Source organism: Rhizobium sp. BK196, from assembly GCF_014193255.1.
Taxonomy (GTDB): domain Bacteria; phylum Pseudomonadota; class Alphaproteobacteria; order Rhizobiales; family Rhizobiaceae; genus Rhizobium.
The window spans coordinates 191,903-215,774 of the sequence record NZ_JACHZB010000006.1; the positions used below are offsets into that span (position 1 = coordinate 191,903).

Below are 23,872 nucleotides of genomic sequence, written 5' to 3' on the forward strand. Positions count from 1 at the left end.
TAACGGCATTATGCGGAGCTCTCTGACTCCTTGCTTCCCATAGGACTGGTTATGACCAGTCATGTCAACATGGACTTTGCCGCCGGTTGCATCGAAGATACAAAACGGCAAGAGTGCACCGCACAGGACAGGATCAGATTCAAGATGCAGCAAGCGCCGGCATCATTCATCGCGCCACAGGGCGGCATCGATCGTAACGACCCTCGCCCCTTGCACCGGCAGGTCTACGAAGCCCTTCTGGCGTCCATCCGCGATGGCAAGCTGCCGCTGCGCGGCAAGCTGCCGTCAGAACGGGAACTCGTCGATCTCTACAATGTCAGCCGGATCACCGTGCGCCATGCCGTCCGCGAATTGATTCAGCAGGGCGTGATACACAGCCAACCGGGAAAAGGTCTCTACGTCGCCGAGCGTGGTGGCGGCTTCGAACTCCAGGTTCTGAAAAGCTTCACCAGCATCGCGATAGCGAGCGGTCGAAGTCCCGGCCATCGGCTGATCGAGGCCAGCATCGTGCATGCGCCGCTTGAGGTGAGCCGTCCGCTTTTCCTGGCGCCTGGCGCCGAGGTGGTTCTCTTGTCGAGGCTTCGTCTTCTCGACAACATACCTGCTGTCGTCCAGACCGATTGGATACCGGCTGCACGCGTTCCGGGTTTGCTTGATCTCGACTGGGCTGTTGCCAACCGGTCGCTCTATGCCGAGCTTCGCGAGCGCTATGGCATTCATCCGAAGCGCGGGCAGACAACGCTGAGCGCGCGCCTTGCAACGGATCAGGAGGCTGCGATGCTCGAGTTGCCTCCGCCAGCCGCCGTTCTCACCGTCGATCAGATCGCTTTCGACGATCGCAACCGCCCGGTCAACCTGACGGCGCTGGTCCATCATCCTGCCCGCTATCCTCTGACGCTGCTTCAGTCGGAATCGGGCGATTTCACGCAGTATTGAGCGACTCTGTCCTGCTTATCGGGGGGGCACTTTGAAGCTTGCCGGTGGCGCTCCAACGTCTTTTGCATTGTCCGATTTTCCAAAGGATCCCAACCTGCGTTTGCAGCGCTACCTTCGCCCCCAACAGCCGCGCTTCTGTTGTTTGGGGCGCACCGGTGGCAGCTGTCAGATGCAGTCGAGCGCGCATCATGGGATGGATACGCTCGGGGAGAGCCGTCGGTAACCTCTTGATTTGTATCCCGGCGCGCCACTGCTACATGTTGATACACTTCAGCCGATTTTCGAAATATGCAGGACACGTCGATCCTTGAAACCTCTCTTCGTTGACAAGCGCCGCGAATGCGGCAGCAATCGAAGGAAAGCGTTTCATGACCAAGACCGACAATGTTTCAATTCGGCGCAGTGTTTCCGATCGAGCGATCGCCGTGGCGCTTGGCTCGCTGTTGCTCGTTCCGGTGATCTATGCACTACCGGCCCATGCCGCCGATCCTGCGTCGAATGTTTCTACGACGGCGAGCGCTGACGAAAGCGTCCGACCATTCCAGATCCACGTTCCGCAGTCGCAACTCGACGACCTGCGCAGGCGCATCGCCGACACCCGATGGCCGGACAAGGAGACGGTCGGCGACGACTCACAGGGTATTCAATTGTCACGCGTTCAGGATCTGGTTCGCTACTGGGGTACAGAGTACGACTGGCGCAAGACCGAGGCGCAACTCAATGCATTGCCGGAATTCGTCACGACGATCGACGGTGTCGACATCCAGTTCATCCATGTTCGTTCGCGCCATCCCAATGCTCTTCCGATCATTCTGACTCATGGCTGGCCGGGATCGATATTCGAGTTCATCAAGACCATAGGTCCTCTCACGGACCCGACTGCATATGGCGGCCGGCCGGAAGATGCGTTCGACGTCGTCATCCCCTCGATACCGGGCTACGGATTTTCCGGAAAGCCGACCGATCAGGGCTGGGGGCCGGACCGGGTTGCCCGCGCTTGGGACGTCCTGATGAAGCGGCTCGGCTATGACCACTATGTTTCTCAGGGCGGCGATCATGGTTCGGTGATCTCCGACACGTTGGCGCGCCAGGCGCCGAAGGGGCTGCTGGCAATCCATCTCAATATGCCCGCGACGGTGCCGGGCGACCTCATGAAGGCTATCAACAGCGGGGACCCGGCCCCTGCGAGCCTGTCGTCGCCGGAGCGGGAAGCGTATAATTCCCTGAGCACCTTCTTCGGACGAAACGCTGCCTATGGTGCCATAATGGTGACCCGGCCGCAGACGATCGGCTATTCACTTTCCGACTCGCCGGCTGGCCTGGCGTCCTGGATTTACGAGAAGTTTGCCCAGTGGAGCGACAGTGGCGGTGTTCCGGAGCGCGTTTTCTCCAAGGACGAAATGCTTGATGATATCACGCTCTATTGGCTGACGAACACCGGCGCATCGTCTTCGCGCTTCTACTGGGAAAACAATAACAACAATTTCAGTGCCGAAACGCAGAAGACGAAGGACATCAAAGTCCCGGTCGGTATCACTGTCTTTCCGAAGGAAATCTACCAGGCCCCGGAAAGCTGGGCCAAGCAGGCCTATCCCTCGCTGACCTACTATCACCAGGTCGAGAAAGGCGGGCATTTCGCTGCCTGGGAGCAGCCGCAGCTCTTCGCCGAGGAAGTCAGAGCCGCTTTCAAGTCCGTACGCTGACGACGTCGAAATGGGTGGTCCTCGTTCGAGGGCCACTCACTGGCGTCGCCGTCACGATCCGTCGTTCATGATTGCAGCGACTTTGCACACAAACCTCGTCCATGCCGCGGCTCGAAAACCGGGATCAACGCCCTATACTTTGATCCACTTTCCAACAGGCGATCGGACGTAATAATCCTCCGGTGGCGATGCTTATGCGTTTCAGTTCTCGACTTTTATGGAGGCTCTATGTCCGTTGCAGATGACCAGATACTCACATTACAAGTGGCAAACATGAGACCGCAGGATGCGGGAACAAGCATTGCGCGGCTTTCTTCGAGCGCGATGAGCAAGATTGGTATTCGAGAGGGCGACCTTATCGAGCTTATCGGTAAGCGTCATACCGCTGCGGTCGCCATGCGCCCGTATCCCGACGACGAAGGGCTAAACATCGTGCGCCTCGACGGCCTGCAACGTGTGAATGCCGGAGTAACGAGCGGAGACCACGTCGAGATACGTAAAGCCGAGGCGCGTCCGGCGACAAAGGTGGTTCTGGCGCCAGCGCAGAAGAATTTGGTGCTGCAGGGCTCGGGTGAGGCTCTGCAGCGAACTTTCCTCCAGATGCCGATGGTCGCAGGGGACGTCGTGTCGACTTCCGTGCAGCAACGGATACGGGATCCGCGCTTCAGCCTTCCGGCTTACGGTCTGCAAGAAATCAGGCTCGTTGTCGTCTCGACGCAGCCGCGCGGTATCGTCCAGATGACAGAGCAGACAACAGTCGAGTTGCGTCCGCAGTTCGAGGAGCCGAAGGAAGCCCGCCGCGCTGACGTCACCTATGATGATATTGGTGGTCTCGGCTCGTCGGTCGAACAGGTCCGCGAGATGGTGGAGCTTCCCTTGCGCCATCCGGAGCTCTTTCAGCGCCTCGGTATCGATCCGCCGAAGGGTGTTTTGCTCTACGGGCCTCCGGGAACCGGCAAGACACTGCTTGCCCGGGCGGTGGCGAACGAGACGGAGGCCAACTTCTACCACATCGCCGGACCGGAAATCATGGGCAGCCGATACGGCGAGTCTGAAGAACGGCTGAGGCAGGTCTTCCAGGAAGCCTCGCAGAATGCTCCCTCCATTATCTTCATCGACGAGATCGACTCCATCGCGCCTAAGCGTGAACAGGTCACGGGGGAGGTCGAGCGGCGTATCGTTGCCCAGCTCCTGACCTTGATGGACGGGCTGGAGCCCCGACAGAATATTGTCGTCATCGGTGCGACCAACAGGCGCGATGCGATCGATGAAGCGCTGCGGCGCCCAGGACGTTTCGATCGCGAGATCGTCATCGGAGTTCCGGACCAAAATGGACGGCGCGAAGTGCTGGCCATCCACACTCGTGGCATGCCGCTTGCGGAAGATACGGACCTCGATGAGATCGCCAGAACGACCTACGGTTTCGTCGGCGCTGATCTGGGGGCGCTCGTTCGCGAAGCCGCCATGGATGCGTTGCGGCGCGTGCTGCCCGACATCAATCTTCGGGAAGGCATCCCGAGCGAGGTTCTGGAGAAGCTGACGGTTTCACAGGATGACTTCATGTCGGCGATGAAGCGTATTCAGCCATCGGCTCTGCGTGAGATCATGATCCAGGCACCCAACGTGCGCTGGGACGACGTCGGTGGACTGGACGAAGCACAGATGAAGCTGAAGGAGGGCGTGGAACTGCCGCTGCGTGCACCGCAGTCCTTCAAGCGCATGGGCATTCGTCCGGCCAAGGGTTTCCTGCTCTTCGGGCCGCCGGGAACGGGCAAGACGCTCCTGGCGAAAGCCGTGGCGCGCGAGGCGGAGGCCAATTTCGTGGCGACGAAGTCATCCGATCTTCTGTCGAAATGGTATGGCGAATCCGAACAGCAGGTTTCGCGGCTGTTCGAGCGCGCCAGGCAGGTCGCGCCAACGGTCATCTTTATCGATGAAATCGACTCGCTTGCTCCGGCCCGTGGCGGAGGATTGGGTGAGCCGGCGGTAACGGAACGTGTGGTCAACACGCTTCTGGCAGAAATGGATGGCCTGGAAGACATGCAGGGTGTCGTCGTCATGGCGGCGACCAACCGGCCAAATCTTCTCGATCCTGCGCTTCTGAGACCGGGCCGTTTTGACGAGCTGGTCTACGTTCCGGTGCCTGATGCGAAAGCACGGCGAAAAATCCTCGGTATCCATACGAAGAAGATGCCATTGGCAGAAGATATCGATCTGGATGAACTCGCCGAACAAACGGTGCGCTTTACGGGAGCTGACCTTGAGGACTTGACGCGCCGCGCTGGTCTCATCGCGCTGCGCCGATCGCTCGACGCCTCTACCGTGATCAAGGAGGATTTCTCCAAGGCTCTCCAGGAAGTCCGCCCGTCCGTCACCCCGGAAATGGAGCAGGAATACGAGGAGATGCTTCGGACCCTGAGGCAAGAAAGCCCGCAGCGACGACAGATCGGTTTCACCCCATTGCGGCAGGCTGCGGAGTAAAGACGATGGAGGCGGCCAAACCTCGGTTTTTATTTTCCTGAGGGATGACGAACCCCGTCCACGGCAACCTCGTCCGGTCCTGGAACTCCGTCCATCAACGGCAGGTTCTGGACGGGGTTTACAGAGGTGGAGGGTGTATGGACGGGGTAACCCCATCCAGCTTAGGCGGTTGATGCGAAACGATTATCCTCTGCTGGAGGGGGTGGACGGGTTGTTTGCTGAAAGGTGTCGGAAACGGGTTATGCCGGCTTGTAAACGGCGAAATATAGGGTGTTTCCGGATACTCTTGGGAAATGCGTTTTAACCCCGTCCACCACCTTCGGATCGTCGCCTCCAATCTCTTGGTCTGACGCGCAAACCGCTCGAGCGGACCAAGGAAGCCAGCTATAGGCCCAGCATCGGCTTAACTAAGGGCTTTCTCACGCCCACGCGATCAAGTCGCGTGTTGACCAATCCTTGGTGCCAGGCTTCTGGCCGGCTGTTTCACTCAGGAAATACCGAACTTGTCTGACGAATTTTCCGGGGTCGATAATGCTGCCCGGAATCGAGTATCGGCCTCGTCTACCGCATTTGGCACACGTGTGCATTTTCTTCGCTTCTGTCATTCCGATGTTACGCGCCGGGGCTAGCAAGTCTCAGAACTCATCTGGGGCGAAGCCTCGATAGCGAAGGGAGACAGGATATGAATAGACGCGAATTTCTGATCACATGGTCGGCGGCAGCGAGCCTCCTGGCCCTTCCGCGTTTCGCTTCGGCCGCTGCCGGCACGATCGACCTCTACAGCGGGTCGGATGCCAATATCATCGACCTCTGGAACAACATCATCCGTCCGGCTTTCGAAAAGGCGCATCCGGAAGTCGCGCTGAAAGTTACCGACGCCGGCGACAACAACGGCCTTCGCGCCATCGGCGACCGCGCTCTCGCTGCGCTGAAGACCAAGACCGATCCGCAGGCCGACCTCTTCGAATCCTTCGATCCGCGTCTCCCCGCGGGCGGCATCGATGCCGGTCTCTGGGTCAAGTTCTCCGCTGAGAACGTGCCCGGCTTCGAGCGCGTCAACCCACTCGCTATCGACACGCCCTACTCGTTGCCCTATCGCGGCTCGCAGGTTCTGCTCGCCTATGACAAGAGCAAGCTCGACCCGAAGGACGCGCCGAAGACCTGGGAACAGCTGACGGCCTGGATCAAGACCAATCCCGGCCAGTTCATCTACAATCGTCCGGACAAGGGCGGTTCGGGCGGCAATTTCGTTCGCCGCGCCATTCATGAAGCCAACGGCCGCGACCCGAAGAAATTCAAGATCGACAACTTCACTGCCGATTTTGCCGAGCAGTCGCTGACGCCGGCCTGGAAAATCCTCAACGATCTCGCGCCGTCGCTCTATCAGAAGGGCGCCTATACCGCCGGCAACACGCAGTCGATCCAGCTGCTCTCCCAGGGTGTCGTGACCATGGCTCCGATCTGGTCCGACCAGGTCCTGCAGGCGATCTCGCAGGGTGTCCTGCCTGAGACGACCGGCCTTGTGCAGCTCTCCGACCTCGCGCTTTGCGGCGGTTTTTCGGCCATGACGATCTTCACCAACGGCGCCAACAAGGATGCCGCCCTCAAACTCGCCGCCTTCATGCTGACGAGCGAGATGCAGGAAGCCATCATCACCGAAATCGGCGGCTTCCCGGGCATTTCCTGGGATCACATTTCCGAAGATCTGCGCAAGAAATATGCCGACGTCATCCCGGCAACCATTCCGACCTTCCCGGGCGGCGACTGGGAAAAGGCGATCAACGACGGCTGGTATCGTACTGTCGCTCCCGGTATCAGCCGCACCTGATGGCGCTGGATGCCGCGCAGCCTGCGGTCGCGCACCGCGCGCCGCCTCTCGGCAGGGGGAGCCTCTACGGGCTCCTCCTCGTCGGCATGCCGGTCTTTCTGGTCGGCTGGCTGATCATCTTTCCGATCTTTTCGGCGATCGCGACCACCGTCTTCGTCCGCCAGCCGGGCGGGACGACGGAGTTTTCGCTCGCCTCCTACCATTTCTTCTTCAGCGACGCCTACAGTCTGAACAACCTTTGGCTGACGCTCTGGACGACCTTTGTCTGCGGCCTGCTCCTGCTTGCGATCGGCCTTCCGATTGCGCTTTATCTGCGCTTTTCCGGCAGTCGCCTAGCCGGCTATGTGCAGGGTCTCGCGATCTTTCCGATGTTTGTTCCTTCGATCATTCTCTCCTATGCGCTGATCCGCACGATCGGACCGAATGGCACGGTCGACATCCTGCTCAATGCCGTGGGGCTGCCGAAGCTGCCGAGCCCCTATCTGACGCCGTGGGGGCCGGTGATCGGCCTCGTCTGGGACAATCTGCCTTTGACCGTGCTGATGCTGACGGCTGGGCTCACGTCCGTTTCCAACAGCTCCATCGAGGCGGCTCGCGATGTCGGCGCGACGCCTCCAAGGGTCTTCATCTCGATCATTTTGCCGCGCATGGGCAACTCGCTTCTGGTGACCGCCTCCTTTGCCGTTCTCGGCATATTCTCGGCTTTCACCTTGCCCTACGTTCTCGGCCCCGCCTCGCCGGAGATGATGGGACCCTTCATGCAGCGCACCTTCGCAGATATGAATGACCCACTGAACGCGCTGACACAGGCGGTCATCAGCTTCGGCTTCTGCCTTCTCTTCGGCATCTTCTATGTCTGGTCGATCGCCCGCAACCGCGAGGGCCGATGATGGCTCGGTCGACAGGTCTGAAATTCGACTGGGTGGGGCTGCTTTTGGCATTGCTGCTGACGCTTTTCATCGCGTTGCCGCTGCTGGTCGTTGCGACCTGGGCCTTCACCGAGATCTGGCGCTACCCTTCCGTCATTCCCCAGCAGTTCGGCCTGCGTTTCTGGTCGCAGACGCTCGCGCGCAAGGATGTCTGGGATGCGCTGTTCCTCAGCCTGCGGCTGACGGCAACGGTGACGCTGCTTTCTGCGGTCATCTGCCTTCCGGCCGCCTATGCCTTTGCTCGGATGCGCTTTCCCGGCCGCAACATTCTGTTCCTGTCGTTCCTCGCCTCGCACGCCTTTCCGAAATTCGGTCTGCTGGTGGCGATTGCCGGCATCTTCCTGCAGTTGGGGCTGATCAGTACCTTCTGGGGTGTGGTGCTGATCCAGCTCGTCGGCACGCTGATGCTGATGATCTGGATCCCGGTCGCGGCTTTCCAGAATGTCGACCGGCGCATGGAGGAGGCCGCGCGTGACGCGGGCGCCACGCCACTTCGCGTCTTCTCGTCGATCACGCTGCCGCAGGCCGCTCCGACCATATCAGCGGCCCTGCTCCTGACCTTCGTCGGCACCTTTTACGAGACGGAAGGCGCCTGGCTGATCGGCGCGCCGGAAATCCGCACGATGCCGGTGCTGATGATCAGCTTCATCAACAACCAGATCGTCGTGCAATACGGTGCGGTCCTCTCCGTGATGCTTTGGGTGCCGTCCTTTGCGGCATTGATGTTTGCGCGGCGCGTTATCGGGACCGGCGCCTTTGCGCGGGGCTTCGGCGCCTGAGCGCCGGCAGAAAGGACTTAACAATGGCACATCTGGCGATCGAAGGCGTCTCCAAGAGCTTCGGCCATACCTTTGCCGTCAGCGATTTTTCGCTTGAAGTCGGTGATGGCGAGCTTGTCTGCCTGCTCGGCCCGTCAGGTTCCGGCAAATCGACGTTGCTGCGTATGATCGGCGGTTTTGAACGGCCGACTGGCGGCAGCATCCGCATCGACGCCAAGGATGTGACAACCCTGCCGCCGGAGCGGCGCCCAACCGGCATGGTCTTCCAGAGCCATGCGCTCTGGACCCATATGGATGTCTTCAACAACATCGCCTTCGGCCTCAAACTGCGCCGCTTGCCGAAGACCGAAATTCGAGAGCGCGTCGAGAACGCCCTCGCTCTGGTCGGTCTCGCAGATTACGGGAAGCGCGCGGTTACGCAGCTTTCCGGCGGCCAGCAGCAGCGTGTCGCGCTTGCCCGTTCGCTCGTCCTCGAGCCGAAGATCCTGCTGCTCGATGAACCCTTCGCCAGTCTCGACCAACATTTGCGCGAGCGGCTGCGTGAGGAAGTGCGCGACATCCAGCAACGGCTCGGCATCACGACATTGTTCGTCACCCACGGTCAGGATGAAGCGCTGGCGCTTGCCGACCGCATCGTCGTCATGCGCGACGGGCGCACGGAGCAGGTGGCGCCGCCGAGCGTCATCTATCGCGAACCGCAGACGGCTTTCGTCGCCGGCTTCATCGGCTCGATGAATTTCATTGAGAGCGAGATCCGAGATGGGATCTGCACGCATCCGCTTTTCGGTTTTTCCATTCCGATCGCAGATGGTCCCGTGATGCTTGCGATGCGCCCGGAAGCCCTGACTGTGCATCCGGCCAGCGGAGCGGCAGGTGCAATCGTCCACCGTGTCACCGACTTCGGTACGCACAAGATCGTCGATATCGATCTCGCCGATGGCACCAGGCTGAAGGCGATGGTTGCGCCGGGCGATATGATCCGGGCCGGAATGACCGTCGCTCCCAGCTGCTCGGGCTTCTTCGCCTTCCGCGACAATGCGCTGATTCACCAGTCGGCTGGCGCACAGGCGGCTGCGATAATGCAGCCGCTCCATACCGCTTGAACGGTCTCAGGCTTTCGGCTGAAAACCATCCCGCAGCCAGGGATAGAGTGGCTTGCTTGCTGCCAGGATGTCGCCTTTGCCGGTGACGGCCGCGCCGGAAAACCGTGTGACGACACCGCCTGCTTCCTCGACCATGAGTGCCGAGGCACCGAAGTCATGGACCGACAGGCCGTCCTCGAAGAAGCCGTCCAGTCGGCCGCAGGCGACATAGGCGATTGAAAGCGCTGCCGAACCGAGGCGACGCACGCCGGCGGTATTGGCCATCAGCCGCTTGACGGCGTCGAAATAAAGCTCTTCCGGGACCGCCTTGACCTGGCCGGGGATCGGCAGGCCGGCGCCAACGAGCACGTTCTGGATATCGGCCACCTCAGCGCAATGGATCTGCTCGCCATTCAGCCAGGCGCCGCCGCCGGTCTCTGCACTGAAAAGCTCGTCCTGCATGGCGTCATAGACGACGCCTGAGGCGACGCGGCCGGCCTCGGCGATCGAGATCGTCATGCCGAAATGCGGGATGCCCCAGGCAAAATTGGTCGTGCCGTCGATCGGGTCGATATAGACGACAGGCGCGTCCGCGTCGGCCTGCCTGTTGCCGACTTCTTCCTCGCCCTTAATCCCATAGGTCGGGAATGCGCTCGTCATCTCTTCGACGATGATCCTCTCGACGGCGACATCGATTTCGGTCTGATAGTCGCGAGGCGCCTTGTGGACCATCTCGGCCGCATTGCGTCGTCTGAGTGCCTTGCGCGCCGTTTCGCCCGCCTTGAGGACGGTTTGGGCAAGCACGACAAGACGGGGCGAGGCGGCCGGCGACAGGCGCGCGGCGGTCGAAGTCGATGTCATTAAAGGGTCCGTGTGATGACTAAGGTGGTAGGTCGTGTTCCCATCGCAGATGCGCGTGATGCTTTTATGAAGCCCGCGCATCTTGCATGCGGTGCTGCGCCGGCCGAGTTCAAGAGGGTGTGTCCGACATCACCGAGACAGGAAGTTCGAGACCGTTAGGTCCACGAGTTCGTCTCCCCGGCCGTTCATCACAGCGCGAATGGCCCAGAGACCAAAACCTTTCACCTGTGCAGCTTCTATCCTCGGCGGCATCGACAATTCCTGCGTGTTCGTGACGACGTCAAGCAGTGCCGGGCCTGGATGCGCCAGGATTTCCCGGATGGCACCGTCAAGCTCGGCGGGATCCTCCACGCGAACGCCATGGACTCCGGCTGCGCGGGCAACCGCAGCAAAATCCGGGTTTTTGAGTTCGGTGCCGGTCTCGAGGAACCCCGAAGCCTTCATTTCCATAGCTACGAATCCGAGGACGGAATTGTTGAAGACGACGACCTTCACCGGCAGATCCTGTTGAACGAGCGTCAGGAAGTCGCCCATCAACATTGCAAAACCGCCATCGCCCGACATGCTGATGATCTGGCGCTCCTTGTAAGTGGCCTGTGCCCCGATCGCCTGAGGAAGAGCATTGGCCATCGATCCGTGAACCAGAGATCCGATCAGACGACGTTTTCCATTCATTTTCAGGTAACGCGCAGCCCAAATCGTCGGGGTCCCGACGTCGAAGGTGAAGACGGTGTCGTCGGAGGCATGCTCGCTTAGAAGGCGTGCCACATATTGCGGATGAATCTTGCCACCCTCTCTGCCGGTTGCGAGGTCGTCGAGACCTTCACGCGCCTTCCTGTAGGCGGCCAGGCATTCATCCAGATGATCCCGGTCCGTTCGCTCCGTCAGCTTCGGCAGCGTCGCCGCCAGCGTCGATTTGACGTCGCCGACGATTGCGAGATCCAGCGAGGCCCGGCGGCCAAGATTTTCCGGTCGAATATCCACCTGCACGATCTTGGCGCCGGTCGGGTAGAATTGCCGGTATGGGAAATCGGTGCCGAGCATGAGAAGCGTGTCGCACTCCAGCATGGCCTTGTAACCCGAGGAGAAGCCGATCAGGCCGGTCATGCCGACATCGAAGGGATTGTCCCACTCGACATGTTCCTTGCCGCCGAGCGCATGGACAACAGGCGCCTTCAGCCGGTCCGCAAAGGCGATCAACTCATCATGCGCCCCTTCGCAGCCGCGTCCACACAGAAGGGTAACCTTCGAGCTGTTATTGAGGAGTTCCGAAAGTCGATCGATCTGCTCGTTCGCCGGCACGACGTTCGGTTGGGACAGGGTGAGTGCGGCCGGTGCCGAAATCTTAGCCGTGAAATCGGTCAATGCCACGTCGCCCGAAATGACCACGACGGCAACGCCGCGCTTTCCAATGGCGGTGCGAATGGCCGTTTCGATGACACCAGGCAATTGCTCGGGATGGCTGACAAGCTCGCAATAGTGGCTGCATTCCCGGAAAAGCTGGTCCGGATGCGTTTCCTGGAAGTAGCCTCTGCCTATTTCAGCCGAAGGTATCTGCGCGGCAATGGCCAGCACCGGGACCCGTGAGCGATGGCAGTCGAACAGGCCGTTGATGAGGTGCAGATTGCCCGGGCCGCAGCTTCCTGCGCACACGGCCAATTCGCCGCTGAGATGGGCTTCGGCCCCGGCCGCGAAGGCGGCCGTTTCTTCATGGCGGGTATGGACCCACTCGATGTCGCCTCTCTTTCGCAGCGATTCCGTGAGCCCGTTCAGGCTGTCGCCGACTACGCCATAGATCCGCTTCACTCCTGCCGAATGCAGCACCTCTGTCAGGACATCAGCTACTTTGGACTTCATCGAAAGGCTCCCGGGCTTTGGGTTTCAGTTGATGGCAAAAGGAAGCTAGGCCTCGCTCTAACCTTCTCAACCCGGAGAATTATCAGAGTGGCGGAGACACCCAACTGAACCTTGGTATAGGCGCTGGCCGTAAAAAGCCCGCTTGCCTGATATACGAGGGGGCGGCCTACCGGCGGAGAGCATAGGTTTGTTCGACCCTCTCCGTTGGCTTCATCCTTCTACCGCGACCTATGCCTCGATCCGTTCCCGCTCTCTCGTTGCCTCCGCGATAAGTTTCATGAAGCGCGGATTCCGGCGCAGATTGTCCAGGTCGGAATCATGGGTGAACCATTTGATATGGTAGACCGAGCTGCGGGGCAGCAAGCCCTCCAAGATATCGATCGCACGTTCCACATGGCCAAGCACGGAGTGGACGCAGGCGAGATTATACTGGGCGACGATGTCATCGGGATCGATGGCGCTCGCCCGTGCGGCCCAGTCGCACGCCCGCGCTGCTTCGCCGAGATGGGCAAGGGCAAGCGCACCGCGATGGGCGGGGCCGGAATTTTCCGGGTTCTGATTGAGCGCCCGCTCGGCTCTTTCAATGCCTTTTCGCGCCCAGCTTTCCCGGTCCGCCATTCGTCCGAGAGAATGGTATGAGGACATCAGATGGATCGGCGAAACATAGTCATCGGGGCGGATTTCGGCGGCCCGGGTGAAATAGTGTACCGCCTCGGCGAAATTCCCGCGCATGAAGAAGATGCGGGCATAGTGGAAATTTGCTTCATAGAGGTTGGGATCGAGCGCAAGCGCGCGTTCGAAGCATGCCATGGCCTCGTCATCCTCGCCGTTCTGATGCAGCGCCAGGCCGCGGGAGGCATGGGCCTCGGCAAGGTCGGGATCAAGTTCCAGGGCCTTGGCGCTCATGGCGAGGATGCGCTCGAGGGGCACATCATCAGGCGCCCAGTCGCGTATCGCCGCATCGCAATCGGCAATACCTGCATAGGCGCGGCCATAGTCCGGATCGAGTTCGACGGCCTTGTAGAACATGCGCCGGGCAAGCTGCAGATAGGATTTTGTCCAGGTATGGGAGAGCTGCCGGCCTCTCAGGTAATAAGTATAGGCCTCGACATTGGCCGTCGGCTCGGCGGCGATCGCCTTGCGCTCTTCCGGTAGCAGCCGCACTTTCAATTGGCCGACGATCGCGTTGGTGATTTCATCCTGGATGGCGAAGATATCGGTAAGGTCCCGATCATAGCGTTCCGCCCAAAGATGGTCGCCGTTCATGGTATCGATCAACTGGCCGGAGATGCGTACCCGCGTGCCGACGATGCGCACACTGCCTTCCAGCATGTAACGCACGCCGAGCTCCTGGGCGACCTGCTTCACCTTCACCGATGTGCCCTTGTAGGTGAAGGCGGTGTTGCGCGGGACCACATGCAGGCTGGAGACTTTGGAAAGATCTGTAATGATGTCCTCGGTGATGCCGTCGGAGAAATAGTCCTGGTCGGCATCGCCGCTCATATTGGTGAAGGGCAGAACGGCGATGAAACAGGTGTTGCGATTCTGGGCGACGAGACGGGCGGAACTCGGCTTCTCGAAGGAAACCGTATAAACCTGCACCGGCTGGCGGATATTTTTGAACACGTGTTCACCTAAAAAATCGAAGCCAAGATTGAGGCGTGAGCCGACCTGATCCCGCACGATTGCCGACACGGCAACGCCGCCGACCGGAGCAACGCTTTCCAGGCGCGCGGCAAGGTTGACGCCGTCGCCGAAAATATCGTCATTTTCGACGACGACATCGCCGAGATTGATACCAATGCGGAATTCGACGCGCTCTTCCTTCGGCACGTTTTCGTTGCGCACGGCCATGCTACGCTGGATTTCGGCGGCACAGGCCACGGCATTCACGACGCTCTGAAACTCGGCCAGAATGCCGTCGCCCGTCAGTTTGACGATACGGCCCTTGTATTCGGATATGCGGATCTCGACCAGTTCGCAGCGATGGCGGTTCAAAGCCTGCAGCGTGCCTGTCTCGTCCATGCCCATGAGCCGGCTGTAACCGACCACATCGGCAGCGAGGATGGCACTCAATCGCCGCTCCATGATCCTCTCCATGGATTGTCTCATGTCAGTGTCTCGCTTTTCCAGATTTTGACCGCGCTAGGGCTCCCTCCCATGCAGCCGATATCTTTCGATTCGGCGTGCTGTCACGGCGGCGCAGAGCCTATATCGTTACGGCGCAGCATCAATACTCCGAACGGGCGAAGATTGCGCCAAACGATAGCTCTTTCGGGTGGGAAAGACCCCGGACGTGCCGAGGTGCCCAATTTTGAGGCTGTGCATCGATTTTGGACGGCGTCTCGGATTCGTAATGCGAAGGAGATCCGACGATCGTACCGCTCGTTGCTCGGCGAAAGGCAAGTCACGGCTCTGCGCAAAAGCCCGTTTGCCTAAAGGGATGCCGCCTGTAGGTCGAAATGGGTAGGATATACTCGCCCATTTTCGATTATAATCGGAAGTCCGTGTATCGAACGATCCTCATAGATTTGGTCCTGGCAATTTCGCGAGAGGGCACGCCATGTATCGCAACGCTCGCCGGTGGGCTCCGCGCTCACTACTGGTGGATTCGTGGGCTCCCCGGTGGTGGTCCGTCGGTGGAAAAGCGAAGCCACGCAAGAACGCCGATCAGCCTGAGGATAGCGCTCAACTTGCGACGTCGATTGGAGACAAGGGGGGCGGCCTTGCCGGCAATTCCGACAACAACTTTGTGCTCAGCGGACATGATAACGAACCAGGAGCGGATACGGTCGACGAAGCAGACGGTCGGGGCGATATCGACCATGTGTCCCCATCCTTGGCCGACGCTTTCGCAGCGGCGCGGGAATCGAGTTTTCGAAGCAGAGAGTCTGACGCGTCTGTGCTGTCGGCCCATAGTCCGGTTTTTGCAGCTTTCGGGCAGAACGCGAATGGTTCCCGCAGTTATGCTGGCATTGGCACCATGGGCGAGGATCCCCTGGCCCCGTATCTGCCGCAGAGCCCGGGACCGACAGTATCAGGACAAGGTTCCGCTGCCGTAGCAGGCAGGCGCGCTCACTCCGGCAAGGTGGTCATTCTTGAGTCGAGCCCGTCGGCAGCGGCGGTGGCCGCACACCACGGTGGATCGAATTCACTGGCGTTCGGCATGCCCTTTGGCGTCTGCGGCTGCGGCTACTTTACCTCCCCCACGCGGATTCTCGATTGGGCTCACGGCGGTGCCATGCTTCAACAGGATGGTCAATTGCCGGGGACCAGGCTGACTGAAGGGCCGGACTATGTAGCAACGATCAAGCGGGCCATCGGTGCCTCGGTCAGTGACCCGCTTCTCGATCGTGACTTATCCCCTCTCTCGGGCTGGCGCGGAACCGCAAAGTGGACGGATTCGACGATCTTGAACGGATCCCTGCCCGGCGGCGGGGAGATGGGAACGGCAACCGGCACCAAGGGTGTCGGCGTCCTTTCCGGCTCGGTCACCACACCGCCGACCACGCAGCGGTCGTTAACGACGCAAAATCTGGCAGCCACTGCGACAGCGACGGCCGTCAATGCGGTCGTGGCGGAAAACCAGAAGCCGGGCAATCCGCAGAGCGAGTGGGGTATCGTTGGCGCAGGCAGCTCCAACATCGAAGGATTCGCGACCGACATCAGCGTCGACAACGGCAAGACGATCAGCTTCAAAATCAATACCAACTCCAACAACTACCGGATCGATATCTATCGGCTCGGCTATTATGGCGGCATGGGCGCGCGCAAGGTCACGACCATTCAGCACACCGGCGTGCAGAACCAACCCAATCCGTTGCGCAATGCCACGACCGGCACGGTGGATGCCGGCAACTGGGCAGTGTCGGCGTCGTGGACGGTACCGGATGATGCCGTCTCGGGCGTTTATATCGCCAAGCTCGTGCGGCAGGATGGCACGTTCGGCGAAAATCAGATTCCGTTCATCGTGCGCGACGATGACAGCCACAGCGATATCGTTTTCCAGACCGCCGACGAGACCTGGCAAGCCTATAACGGCTGGGGTGGCGCAAACTTCTACGGCGGCAACGGTCCGGCGACCGGGCAGGGCGCTGGTCGCGCCTATGCTGTCAGCTACAACAGGCCGATTGCGACCCGCGGCGGGGTTGGCACTTATGCCGGTCCGCAAGACTATCTATTTGGCGCCGAGTATGCAGGCATCTACTGGCTGGAGCAGAACGGCTATGATGTTTCGTACCTGTCGGGTGTCGACGTCGACCGCTACGGCAGCCTACTGCTCAATCACAAGACCTATGTTGATGCCGGGCATGACGAATATTGGTCTGGACAGCAGAGGACCAATGTCGAAGCCGCGCGCGATGCGGGCGTCAACCTGATGTTCTGGAGCGGTAACGAGGTCTACTGGCGTACCCGTTGGGGCAATGCCTACAGCGCCGACGGCACGCCCTATCGCACGCTCATCTCCTACAAGGAGACGTGGGCGCCCGGTAGCAGCATTGACCCTTCCAATGAATGGACGGGCACATTCCGCGATCCGCGTCTCAGCCCACCCGCGATCGGGGGAGGCAATCCGGAAAACTCGCTGACCGGTCAATTGTTCAAGGTCGACGATGTCGGCAGCAATCTCGGCGCGATTACGGTCGGATATGACGACGCCAACCTGCGCTTCTGGCGCAATACGAGCGTTGCCAATCTTCAGCCTGGCCAGACGGCAACGCTCACCAAGAACTATCTTGGATACGAATGGGATGAAGCGGTTGACAACGGCTTTGATCCGGCCGGCCTCGTCAAGCTGTCGTCGACGACGCTTCCGGTCAGCACCTACTTGCTCGATTATGGAAACACGACCGGCAGTGCGACCGCGACCCACAATCTGACGCTTTATCGCGCGCCGAGCGGTGCGCTGGTGTTCGGCGCCGGTACTGTCTACTGGACATGGGGCTTAAGCAACAATCACGACAATGAGGCGACCCCGACCGATCCCCGCGTTCAGCAGGCAATGGTCAATTTGCTGGCCGACATGGGCATTCAGCCCGGGACGCTGCAATCCGGCCTCGTGGCCACGACAGGTTCCACGGATCACACTGCACCAACTTCTGTCATCACGGTGCCATCAACGGCGACCGTTGGCTCCACCGTCACGATTTCGGGCACCGCAACCGACACGGGCGGCGGCGTCATCGCCGGCGTCGAGGTCTCGACCGACAACGGGGCGAGCTGGCATCCGGCGACCGGCGACGAGAATTGGACCTATACGTGGTCGCCGCAGGTCGCGGGCAGCTACACGATCCTCTCGCGGGCCGTGGACGACAGCATCAATCTCGAAACGCCCTCGGCGGGACGCACTGTGACCGTCAGCGGACCAAGTTACACGTCTCTCTTCGGTTCGGCGACACCTGCCGTCGTCAACACCGGCGACACATCAGCCGTCGAACTCGGGGTTAAATTCCAGACCTCTGTAGCAGGCAACGTCACCGGCATTCGTTTTTACAAGGGCAGCCAGGATACGGGCACCCACACCGGTTCCCTTTGGTCGAGCGCCGGTACACGGCTTGCGACCCTCACCTTCACCAACGAGACCGCCAGCGGCTGGCAGATCGCCTACTTCTCGAGCCCGGTGGCGTTGACGGCCGGACAGACCTACACGGCGTCTTACCATACGAATACCGGCCACTATTCGACGACCGCCAACTACTTCGTCTCTAATGTGACGAGCGGCCCGCTAACGGCACCGGCCAGCGGCAACGGCGTATATGCCTATGGCAGCAACAGTCTGTTCCCCACGAGCACCTTCGAGCAGACCAACTACTGGGTCGATGTGATGTTCACCACGCCGGGCTCCAACACAACACCGACGGCAGTTGCCGATGCGGGTGACGCGACCGAGAAGGGCGGTGTGGCCAATGGTTCGGGCGGTGTGGTTGCAAGCGGCAACGTCCTGACCAACGACACCGATCCGGATGCCGGCGATACCAAGACGGTGACGGCCGTCACCTTCGGCTCGACGTCAGGCACGCTCGGTTCAGCACTGAACGGCACTTACGGCAGTCTCGTGCTCAGTGCCTCGGGTGCCTATAGCTATGCCGTCAACGAGACCAATGCCACCGTCCAGGCCTTGCGCCAGTCGACCAATACGCTGAGCGACGTCTTCAGCTACACGATGCGCGATGCCGCCGGGGCCACCGCCACGGCCAGCCTGACCATCACCATCCATGGCGCCAACGATGCACCGGTGCTCGCCGTTCAGACGGCGACCCAGAACGGCACCGTCGGCTCCGCCTTCTCCTTCACACTGCCGACCACGACCTTCACCGATGTCGACAGCGGCGAGACGCTGACCTACACGGCAACTTCTGCCGACGGTACAGCGCTGCCCGCCTGGCTCGCCTTCAACGCCTCGACACGGACCTTCTCCGGCACGCCGACGACAGGCGGAAACTATGGCGTCAAGGTGACAGCGACCGACCTCGGCGGTCTTGCAGCCAACGAGACCTTCAGCATCGCCGTATCGACGCCTGGCAACACAACACCGACGGCGGTTGCCGATGCGGGTGACGCGACCGAGAAGGGCGGTGTTGCCAATGGTTCGGGTGGCGTGGTTGCAAGCGGCAACGTGCTGACCAACGACACCGATCCGGATGCCGGCGATACCAAGACGGTGACGGCCGTCACCTTCGGCTCGACGTCAGGCACGCTCGGTTCAGCACTGAACGGCACTTACGGCAGTCTCGTGCTCAGTGCCTCGGGTGCCTATAGCTATGCCGTCAACGAGACCAATGCCACCGTCCAGGCCTTGCGCCAGTCGACCAATACGCTGAGCGACGTCTTCAGCTACACGATGCGCGATGCCGCCGGGGCCACCGCCACGGCCAGCCTGACCATCACCATCCATGGCGCCAACGATGCGCCGGTGCTCGCTGTCCAGACGGCGACCCAGAACGGCACCGTCGGCTCCGCCTTCTCCTTCGTGCTGCCGACCACGACCTTCACCGATGTCGACAGCGGCGAGACGCTGACCTACACGGCAACTTCTGCCGACGGCACGGCGCTGCCCGCCTGGCTCGCCTTCAACGCCTCGACACGGACCTTCTCCGGCACGCCGACGACATCAGGCACCTATGGCGTCAAGGTGACGGCGACCGATCTCGGCGGTCTTGCCGCCAACGAGACCTTCAACATCGCCGTGTCGACAGCACCTGCGACCTACAGTCTGTTTAACGCCTCCAGTACGCCGGCTCAGACGAACCTCAACGACGGTCAGCAGCTCGAGCTCGGCGTCAAGTTCCAGTCGAACGTTGCCGGCGACATTACCGGCATCAAGTTCTATCGCAGTGCCAACGACAACGGCCAGAACGTCGTCGACCTGTGGAGCTCCACCGGCACCAAACTCGCGACCGCCACCTTCACCAACACCACGGCGAGCGGCTGGCAGACGGTGAACTTTGCAACAGCCGTCTCCATCACCGCCAACACCACCTATGTCGCCTCCTACCACACAACAGGTGCCTACGTGGCGACGAATAATTTCTATACGACCGCCGTCACCAGTGGTCCGCTGACGGCGCCGGCCAGTGGCAACGGCGTCTACGCCTATGGCGGCTCCGCCACCGCGGGCATTTTCCCAAATGCCACTTACAGCGCCGCCAATTATTGGGCCGATGTGGTCTTCCGTCCGTCGACGCCTGGCAACACAACACCGACGGCGGTTGCCGATACGGGTGACGCGACCGAGAAGGGCGGTGTTGCCAATGGTTCGGGTGGCGTGGTTGCAAGCGGCAACGTGCTGACCAACGACACCGATCCGGATGCCGGCGATACCAAGACGGTGACGGCCGTCACCTTCGGCTCGACGTCAGGCACGCTCGGTTCAGCACTGAACGGCACTTACGGCAGTCTCGTGCTCAGTGCCTCGGGTGCCTATAGCTATGCCGTCAACGAGACCAATGCCACCGTCCAGGCCTTGCGCCAGTCGACCAATACGCTGAGCGACGTCTTCAGCTACACGATGCGCGATGCCGCCGGGGCCACCGCCACGGCCAGCCTGACCATCACCATCCATGGCGCCAACGATGCGCCGGTGCTCGCCGTCCAGACGGCGACCCAGAACGGCACCGTCGGCTCCGCCTTCTCCTTCGTGCTGCCGACCACGACCTTCACCGATGTCGACAGCGGCGAGACGCTGACCTACACGGCAACTTCTGCCGACGGTACAGCGCTGCCCGCCTGGCTCGCCTTCAACGCCTCGACACGGACCTTCTCCGGCACGCCGACGACAGGCGGAAACTATGGCGTCAAGGTGACGGCAACCGATCTCGGCGGTCTTGCCGCCAACGAGAGCTTCAGCATCGCCGTATCGACAGCACCTGCGACCTACAGTCTGTTTAACGCCTCCAGTACGCCGGCTCAGACGAACCTCAACGACGGTCAGCAGCTCGAGCTCGGCGTCAAGTTCCAGTCGAACGTTGCCGGCGACATTACCGGCATCAAGTTCTATCGCAGTGCCAACGACAACGGCCAGAACGTCGTCGACCTGTGGAGTTCCACCGGCACCAAACTCGCGACCGCCACCTTCACCAACACCACGGCGAGCGGCTGGCAGACGGTGAACTTTGCAACAGCCGTCTCCATCACCGCCAACACCACCTATGTCGCCTCCTACCACACAACAGGTGCCTACGTGGCGACGGATGCCTTCTTCACCAATGCCGTGACAAATGGTCCGCTTACGGCTCAATCAAGTGCCGTCGCTGGCGGCAACGGCGTCTACGCTTATGGCGGCTCCGCCACCGCGGGGCTCTTCCCAACCAGTTCATACGATTCAGCGAATTACTATGCCGATGTGATCTTCCGCCCGCAGCTTGCCGCATGACGCATCGGGGATGGGCTACGCACGGGATTCGAATGAGGTTCATACGACATATACGTCAATTGTTCCGAGTATCCATATTCAGGACATGCCGATGAACAGGATCAAGCGGCTCCCGGTGAGCGTGCTTGCCGGCTTTCTCGGCGCCGGCAAGACGACGCTTCTCAGTCACGTTCTTAACAATCGCGAAGGCTTGCGAGTTGCCGTGATCGTCAACGACATGAGTGAGGTGAACATAGACGCAAACCTCATTCGAGCCGGCGACTGCAATCTCTCGCATACCACGGAGACATTGGTCGAGCTCAGCAATGGCTGCATATGCTGCACCCTGCGCAACGACTTGCTGACGGAAGTGCGGCGGCTGGCCGAAGAGGACCGGTACGATTATCTGTTGATTGAGGGCACTGGCATTGCCGAGCCGCGCCCCATCGCGGCAACTTTCTCCTTCCGCGACGAGAACGGGGTTTCGCTCTCCGATTTCGCCAGGCTCGACACGATGGTAACCGTGGTCGACGCTGCAAACCTATTAGCCGACTACAGTAGCGCCGATCTGCTCGCTGACCGCGGCCTGCAGCGGGATGGTGAGGACCGGCGCACCCTTATCGATCTGTTGGTGGACCAGATCGAATTTGCCGATGTCGTCGTCATCAACAAGATCTCGGATGCGACCAAAGAGGTTCGCGCGGAGGTCCGCAAGATAGTTGCGTCTCTCAATCCGGATGCGCGACAGGTGGAGACGGATCTCGGCAACGTCTCCCTGGCAACCGTCCTCAATACCGGCCTCTTCGACGAAGAAAAGGCTGCCGCGCATCCTTTGTGGCACAAGGAATTGTACAGCCCGGGTGACCATGTTCCGGAGACGGAGGAATACGGGGTATCGAGCTTTGTCTATCGCACGAGGCGTCCCTTTGATCCCAAGCGGTTTCGCGCATTCCTGGACGAGCCCTGGCCGGGAGTGCTGCGCGCCAAGGGTCATTTCTGGCTTGCCACACGCCCGCGTCACGTAGGCCTTATGTCGGCTGCAGGGGTGCAGCGACGCTGCGAACCCATGGGTCTGTGGTGGGCGGCCGTTCCGCGACAGGACTGGCCGAGCCATCAGCAGTTTCGTCAGCACCTGCAAAGCCAATGGGACAGCGCCTGGGGCGATCGCCGGCAGGAGCTTGTGTTCATCGGCGTTGGCATGGACGAGACGGGTGTGCGGACCGCGTTGGACGATTGCCTCGCCAGCGCCGATCCGCGCGACTGGGCGGCCCTCGAAGATCCGTTCCCGGCCTGGTAGGCGAAAGCCCTCAGTCGTCGAGATAGCGTTCGGTCAAGCGCGCCCACATCGCAGAGCCCGCCGTCAGGGATTTGTCGGCAAAGTCGTATTTGGCGCTGTGCAGGATCGCAGATTCCACACCATTGCCCAGCCGCAGGAAGCTGCCGGGTTTGTGCTCGAGGAAATGGGCGAAGTCCTCACTGCCGGGGATGAGGTTGCAGAGGGCTACCTTGTCGGCACCGACAAGCTCTTCTGCAACCTTGCGGGCGAATTCGGTCTCCGCCTCCGAATTGACGACCACGGGATGTCCGCGCGTGTATTCGATTTCCGCGGTTGCGCCGTAACCGTCGGCAATGGTCTCAGTAAGCCTGCGGATCCTGGCTTCCAAGGTGTCGCGCACCTTCGGATCGAAGGAGCGGATGCTGAGCAGCAGTTTTGCACTTTCTGGGATGACGTTTGCTGCCTCGCCGGCGTGGATTGCCCCGACCGTGACGACGGCGGTCTGTGTCGGATCGATGCTGCGGGAGACGACCGATTGCAGGCTGATGACGAGGTTGCAGGCAACGACCACCGGATCGACGGTCAGATGCGGCCGCGAGGCGTGGCCGCCCTTGCCCCTGATGACGATCTCGGCGCTGTCGGCAGCGGCCATCAGCGGGCCGGACCTCATCAGCCAGGTACCTTCGGGTGCGCCCGGATGATTGTGCAGGCCGAAAATGACGTCGAAGGGAAAGCGTTCGAACAGTCCGTCAGCGATCATGGCCGGCGCACCACTCACCGCGCCTGCTTCCTCGGCCGGCTGGAAAATCAGATTGACGGTGCCGTTGAAGCGGCGCGTGCGCGCCAGATATTCGGCCGCGCCAAGAAGGATCGTCGTGTGGCCGTCATGTCCGCAGGCATGCATCTTGCCGGCAACCGTGCTGGCATAGGGGCGGCCCGTTTCTTCGGTGATCGGCAGGGCATCCATGTCGGCGCGAATGGCGATGCTCTTCTTTCCGGCTCCGACCGTCATGCGCGCAACCACGCCATGGCCGCCGACATTGCGGGTCACTTCATAGCCCCAGGATTCGAGCTTTTCAGCAACGAAACGGGCTGTTTCGGTTTCCTCGAAGGAGAGTTCGGGGTGGGCGTGGAGATGCCGGCGGATGGCCGTCAGCTCCGCTTCCATAGGTTCGAAATCGGAGAGGCGGGCAAAGTCATTGTCGAGGGACATGGCAATTCCAATTTGATGGGCGCGGTATCGCCGGTCGGCTCGCGCTGAAGCCAGCCGGCAGGGCATGGGGAGCCGC

14 protein-coding genes are annotated in these 23,872 nt (G+C 60.8%); 9 read left to right on the top strand and 5 right to left on the bottom strand.

Annotated features, from left to right (window positions below; translation table 11 throughout):
• The first annotated feature begins 144 nt into the window (after positions 1–144).
• The 7 genes from FHT78_RS20365 to FHT78_RS20395 all read left to right on the top strand — a co-directional run bounded on the left by FHT78_RS20365 (position 145) and on the right by FHT78_RS20395 (position 9,759).
• On the top strand, positions 145–936 hold the full coding sequence (locus FHT78_RS20365; RefSeq protein ID WP_183748059.1) for a GntR family transcriptional regulator: 792 nt from the start codon (positions 145–147) through the stop codon (positions 934–936).
• Between the two features lie 368 nt (positions 937–1,304).
• Positions 1,305–2,639 carry an epoxide hydrolase family protein gene (locus FHT78_RS20370; protein WP_183748061.1) on the top strand — a complete coding sequence of 445 codons (1,335 nt, stop codon included), beginning with the start codon at positions 1,305–1,307 and terminating at the stop codon, positions 2,637–2,639.
• Between the two features lie 228 nt (positions 2,640–2,867).
• Positions 2,868–5,120 (top strand): CDC48 family AAA ATPase, encoded by a 2,253-nt coding sequence (locus tag FHT78_RS20375; RefSeq protein WP_183748063.1) that lies wholly within the window; start codon positions 2,868–2,870, stop codon positions 5,118–5,120.
• Between the two features lie 682 nt (positions 5,121–5,802).
• Positions 5,803–6,948, top strand: coding sequence for an extracellular solute-binding protein (locus FHT78_RS20380; RefSeq protein WP_183748065.1), 1,146 nt, complete (start codon positions 5,803–5,805; stop codon positions 6,946–6,948).
• Positions 6,948–7,838: an ABC transporter permease subunit gene (locus tag FHT78_RS20385; protein ID WP_183748067.1), complete on the top strand. Its 891-nt coding sequence runs from the start codon at positions 6,948–6,950 to the stop codon at positions 7,836–7,838. Before FHT78_RS20380 ends, FHT78_RS20385 begins: the two co-directional genes overlap by 1 nt.
• Positions 7,835–8,656 carry an ABC transporter permease subunit gene (locus tag FHT78_RS20390; protein ID WP_183748069.1) on the top strand — a complete coding sequence of 274 codons (822 nt, stop codon included), beginning with the start codon at positions 7,835–7,837 and terminating at the stop codon, positions 8,654–8,656. Before FHT78_RS20385 ends, FHT78_RS20390 begins: the two co-directional genes overlap by 4 nt.
• Positions 8,657–8,679: 23 nt before the next feature.
• Entirely contained in the window at positions 8,680–9,759 is a 1,080-nt protein-coding gene (locus FHT78_RS20395) for an ABC transporter ATP-binding protein (RefSeq protein ID WP_183748071.1), read from the top strand.
• Positions 9,760–9,765: 6 nt separating this feature from the next.
• Here the strand turns inward: FHT78_RS20395 and FHT78_RS20400 are convergent, their stop codons facing one another.
• The 4 genes from FHT78_RS20400 to FHT78_RS29805 form a co-directional block, all read right to left on the bottom strand.
• Positions 9,766–10,599, bottom strand: coding sequence for an inositol monophosphatase family protein (locus FHT78_RS20400; RefSeq protein WP_183748073.1), 834 nt, complete (start codon positions 10,597–10,599; stop codon positions 9,766–9,768).
• Positions 10,600–10,728: 129 nt separating this feature from the next.
• Positions 10,729–12,456, bottom strand: a complete 1,728-nt coding sequence (gene poxB / locus FHT78_RS20405) for a ubiquinone-dependent pyruvate dehydrogenase (protein WP_183748075.1) — start codon at positions 12,454–12,456, stop codon at positions 10,729–10,731.
• A 228-nt stretch (positions 12,457–12,684) separates the two neighbouring features.
• Complete coding sequence (locus tag FHT78_RS20410; RefSeq protein ID WP_183748373.1) at positions 12,685–14,544, bottom strand: adenylate/guanylate cyclase domain-containing protein; 1,860 nt, start codon at positions 14,542–14,544, stop codon at positions 12,685–12,687.
• Positions 14,545–15,055: 511 nt separating this feature from the next.
• Entirely contained in the window at positions 15,056–15,283 is a 228-nt protein-coding gene (locus FHT78_RS29805) for a hypothetical protein (protein WP_312858778.1), read from the bottom strand.
• Positions 15,284–15,439: 156 nt separating this feature from the next.
• Between FHT78_RS29805 and FHT78_RS20415 the strand changes: the two genes are divergently transcribed.
• A complete protein-coding gene (locus FHT78_RS20415) occupies positions 15,440–21,328 on the top strand; it encodes a DUF4082 domain-containing protein (RefSeq protein ID WP_348644759.1) in 5,889 nt (1,962 codons plus the stop codon).
• A gap of 91 nt (positions 21,329–21,419) precedes the next feature.
• A complete protein-coding gene (locus tag FHT78_RS20420; protein ID WP_183748079.1) occupies positions 21,420–22,604 on the top strand; it encodes a GTP-binding protein in 1,185 nt (394 codons plus the stop codon).
• 10 nt (positions 22,605–22,614) lie between these two features.
• On the opposite strand, the gene FHT78_RS20425 is transcribed toward FHT78_RS20420, so the two are convergent.
• A complete protein-coding gene (locus FHT78_RS20425) occupies positions 22,615–23,796 on the bottom strand; it encodes a M20 aminoacylase family protein (RefSeq protein ID WP_183748081.1) in 1,182 nt (393 codons plus the stop codon).
• Between the last annotated feature and the right edge of the window lie 76 nt (positions 23,797–23,872).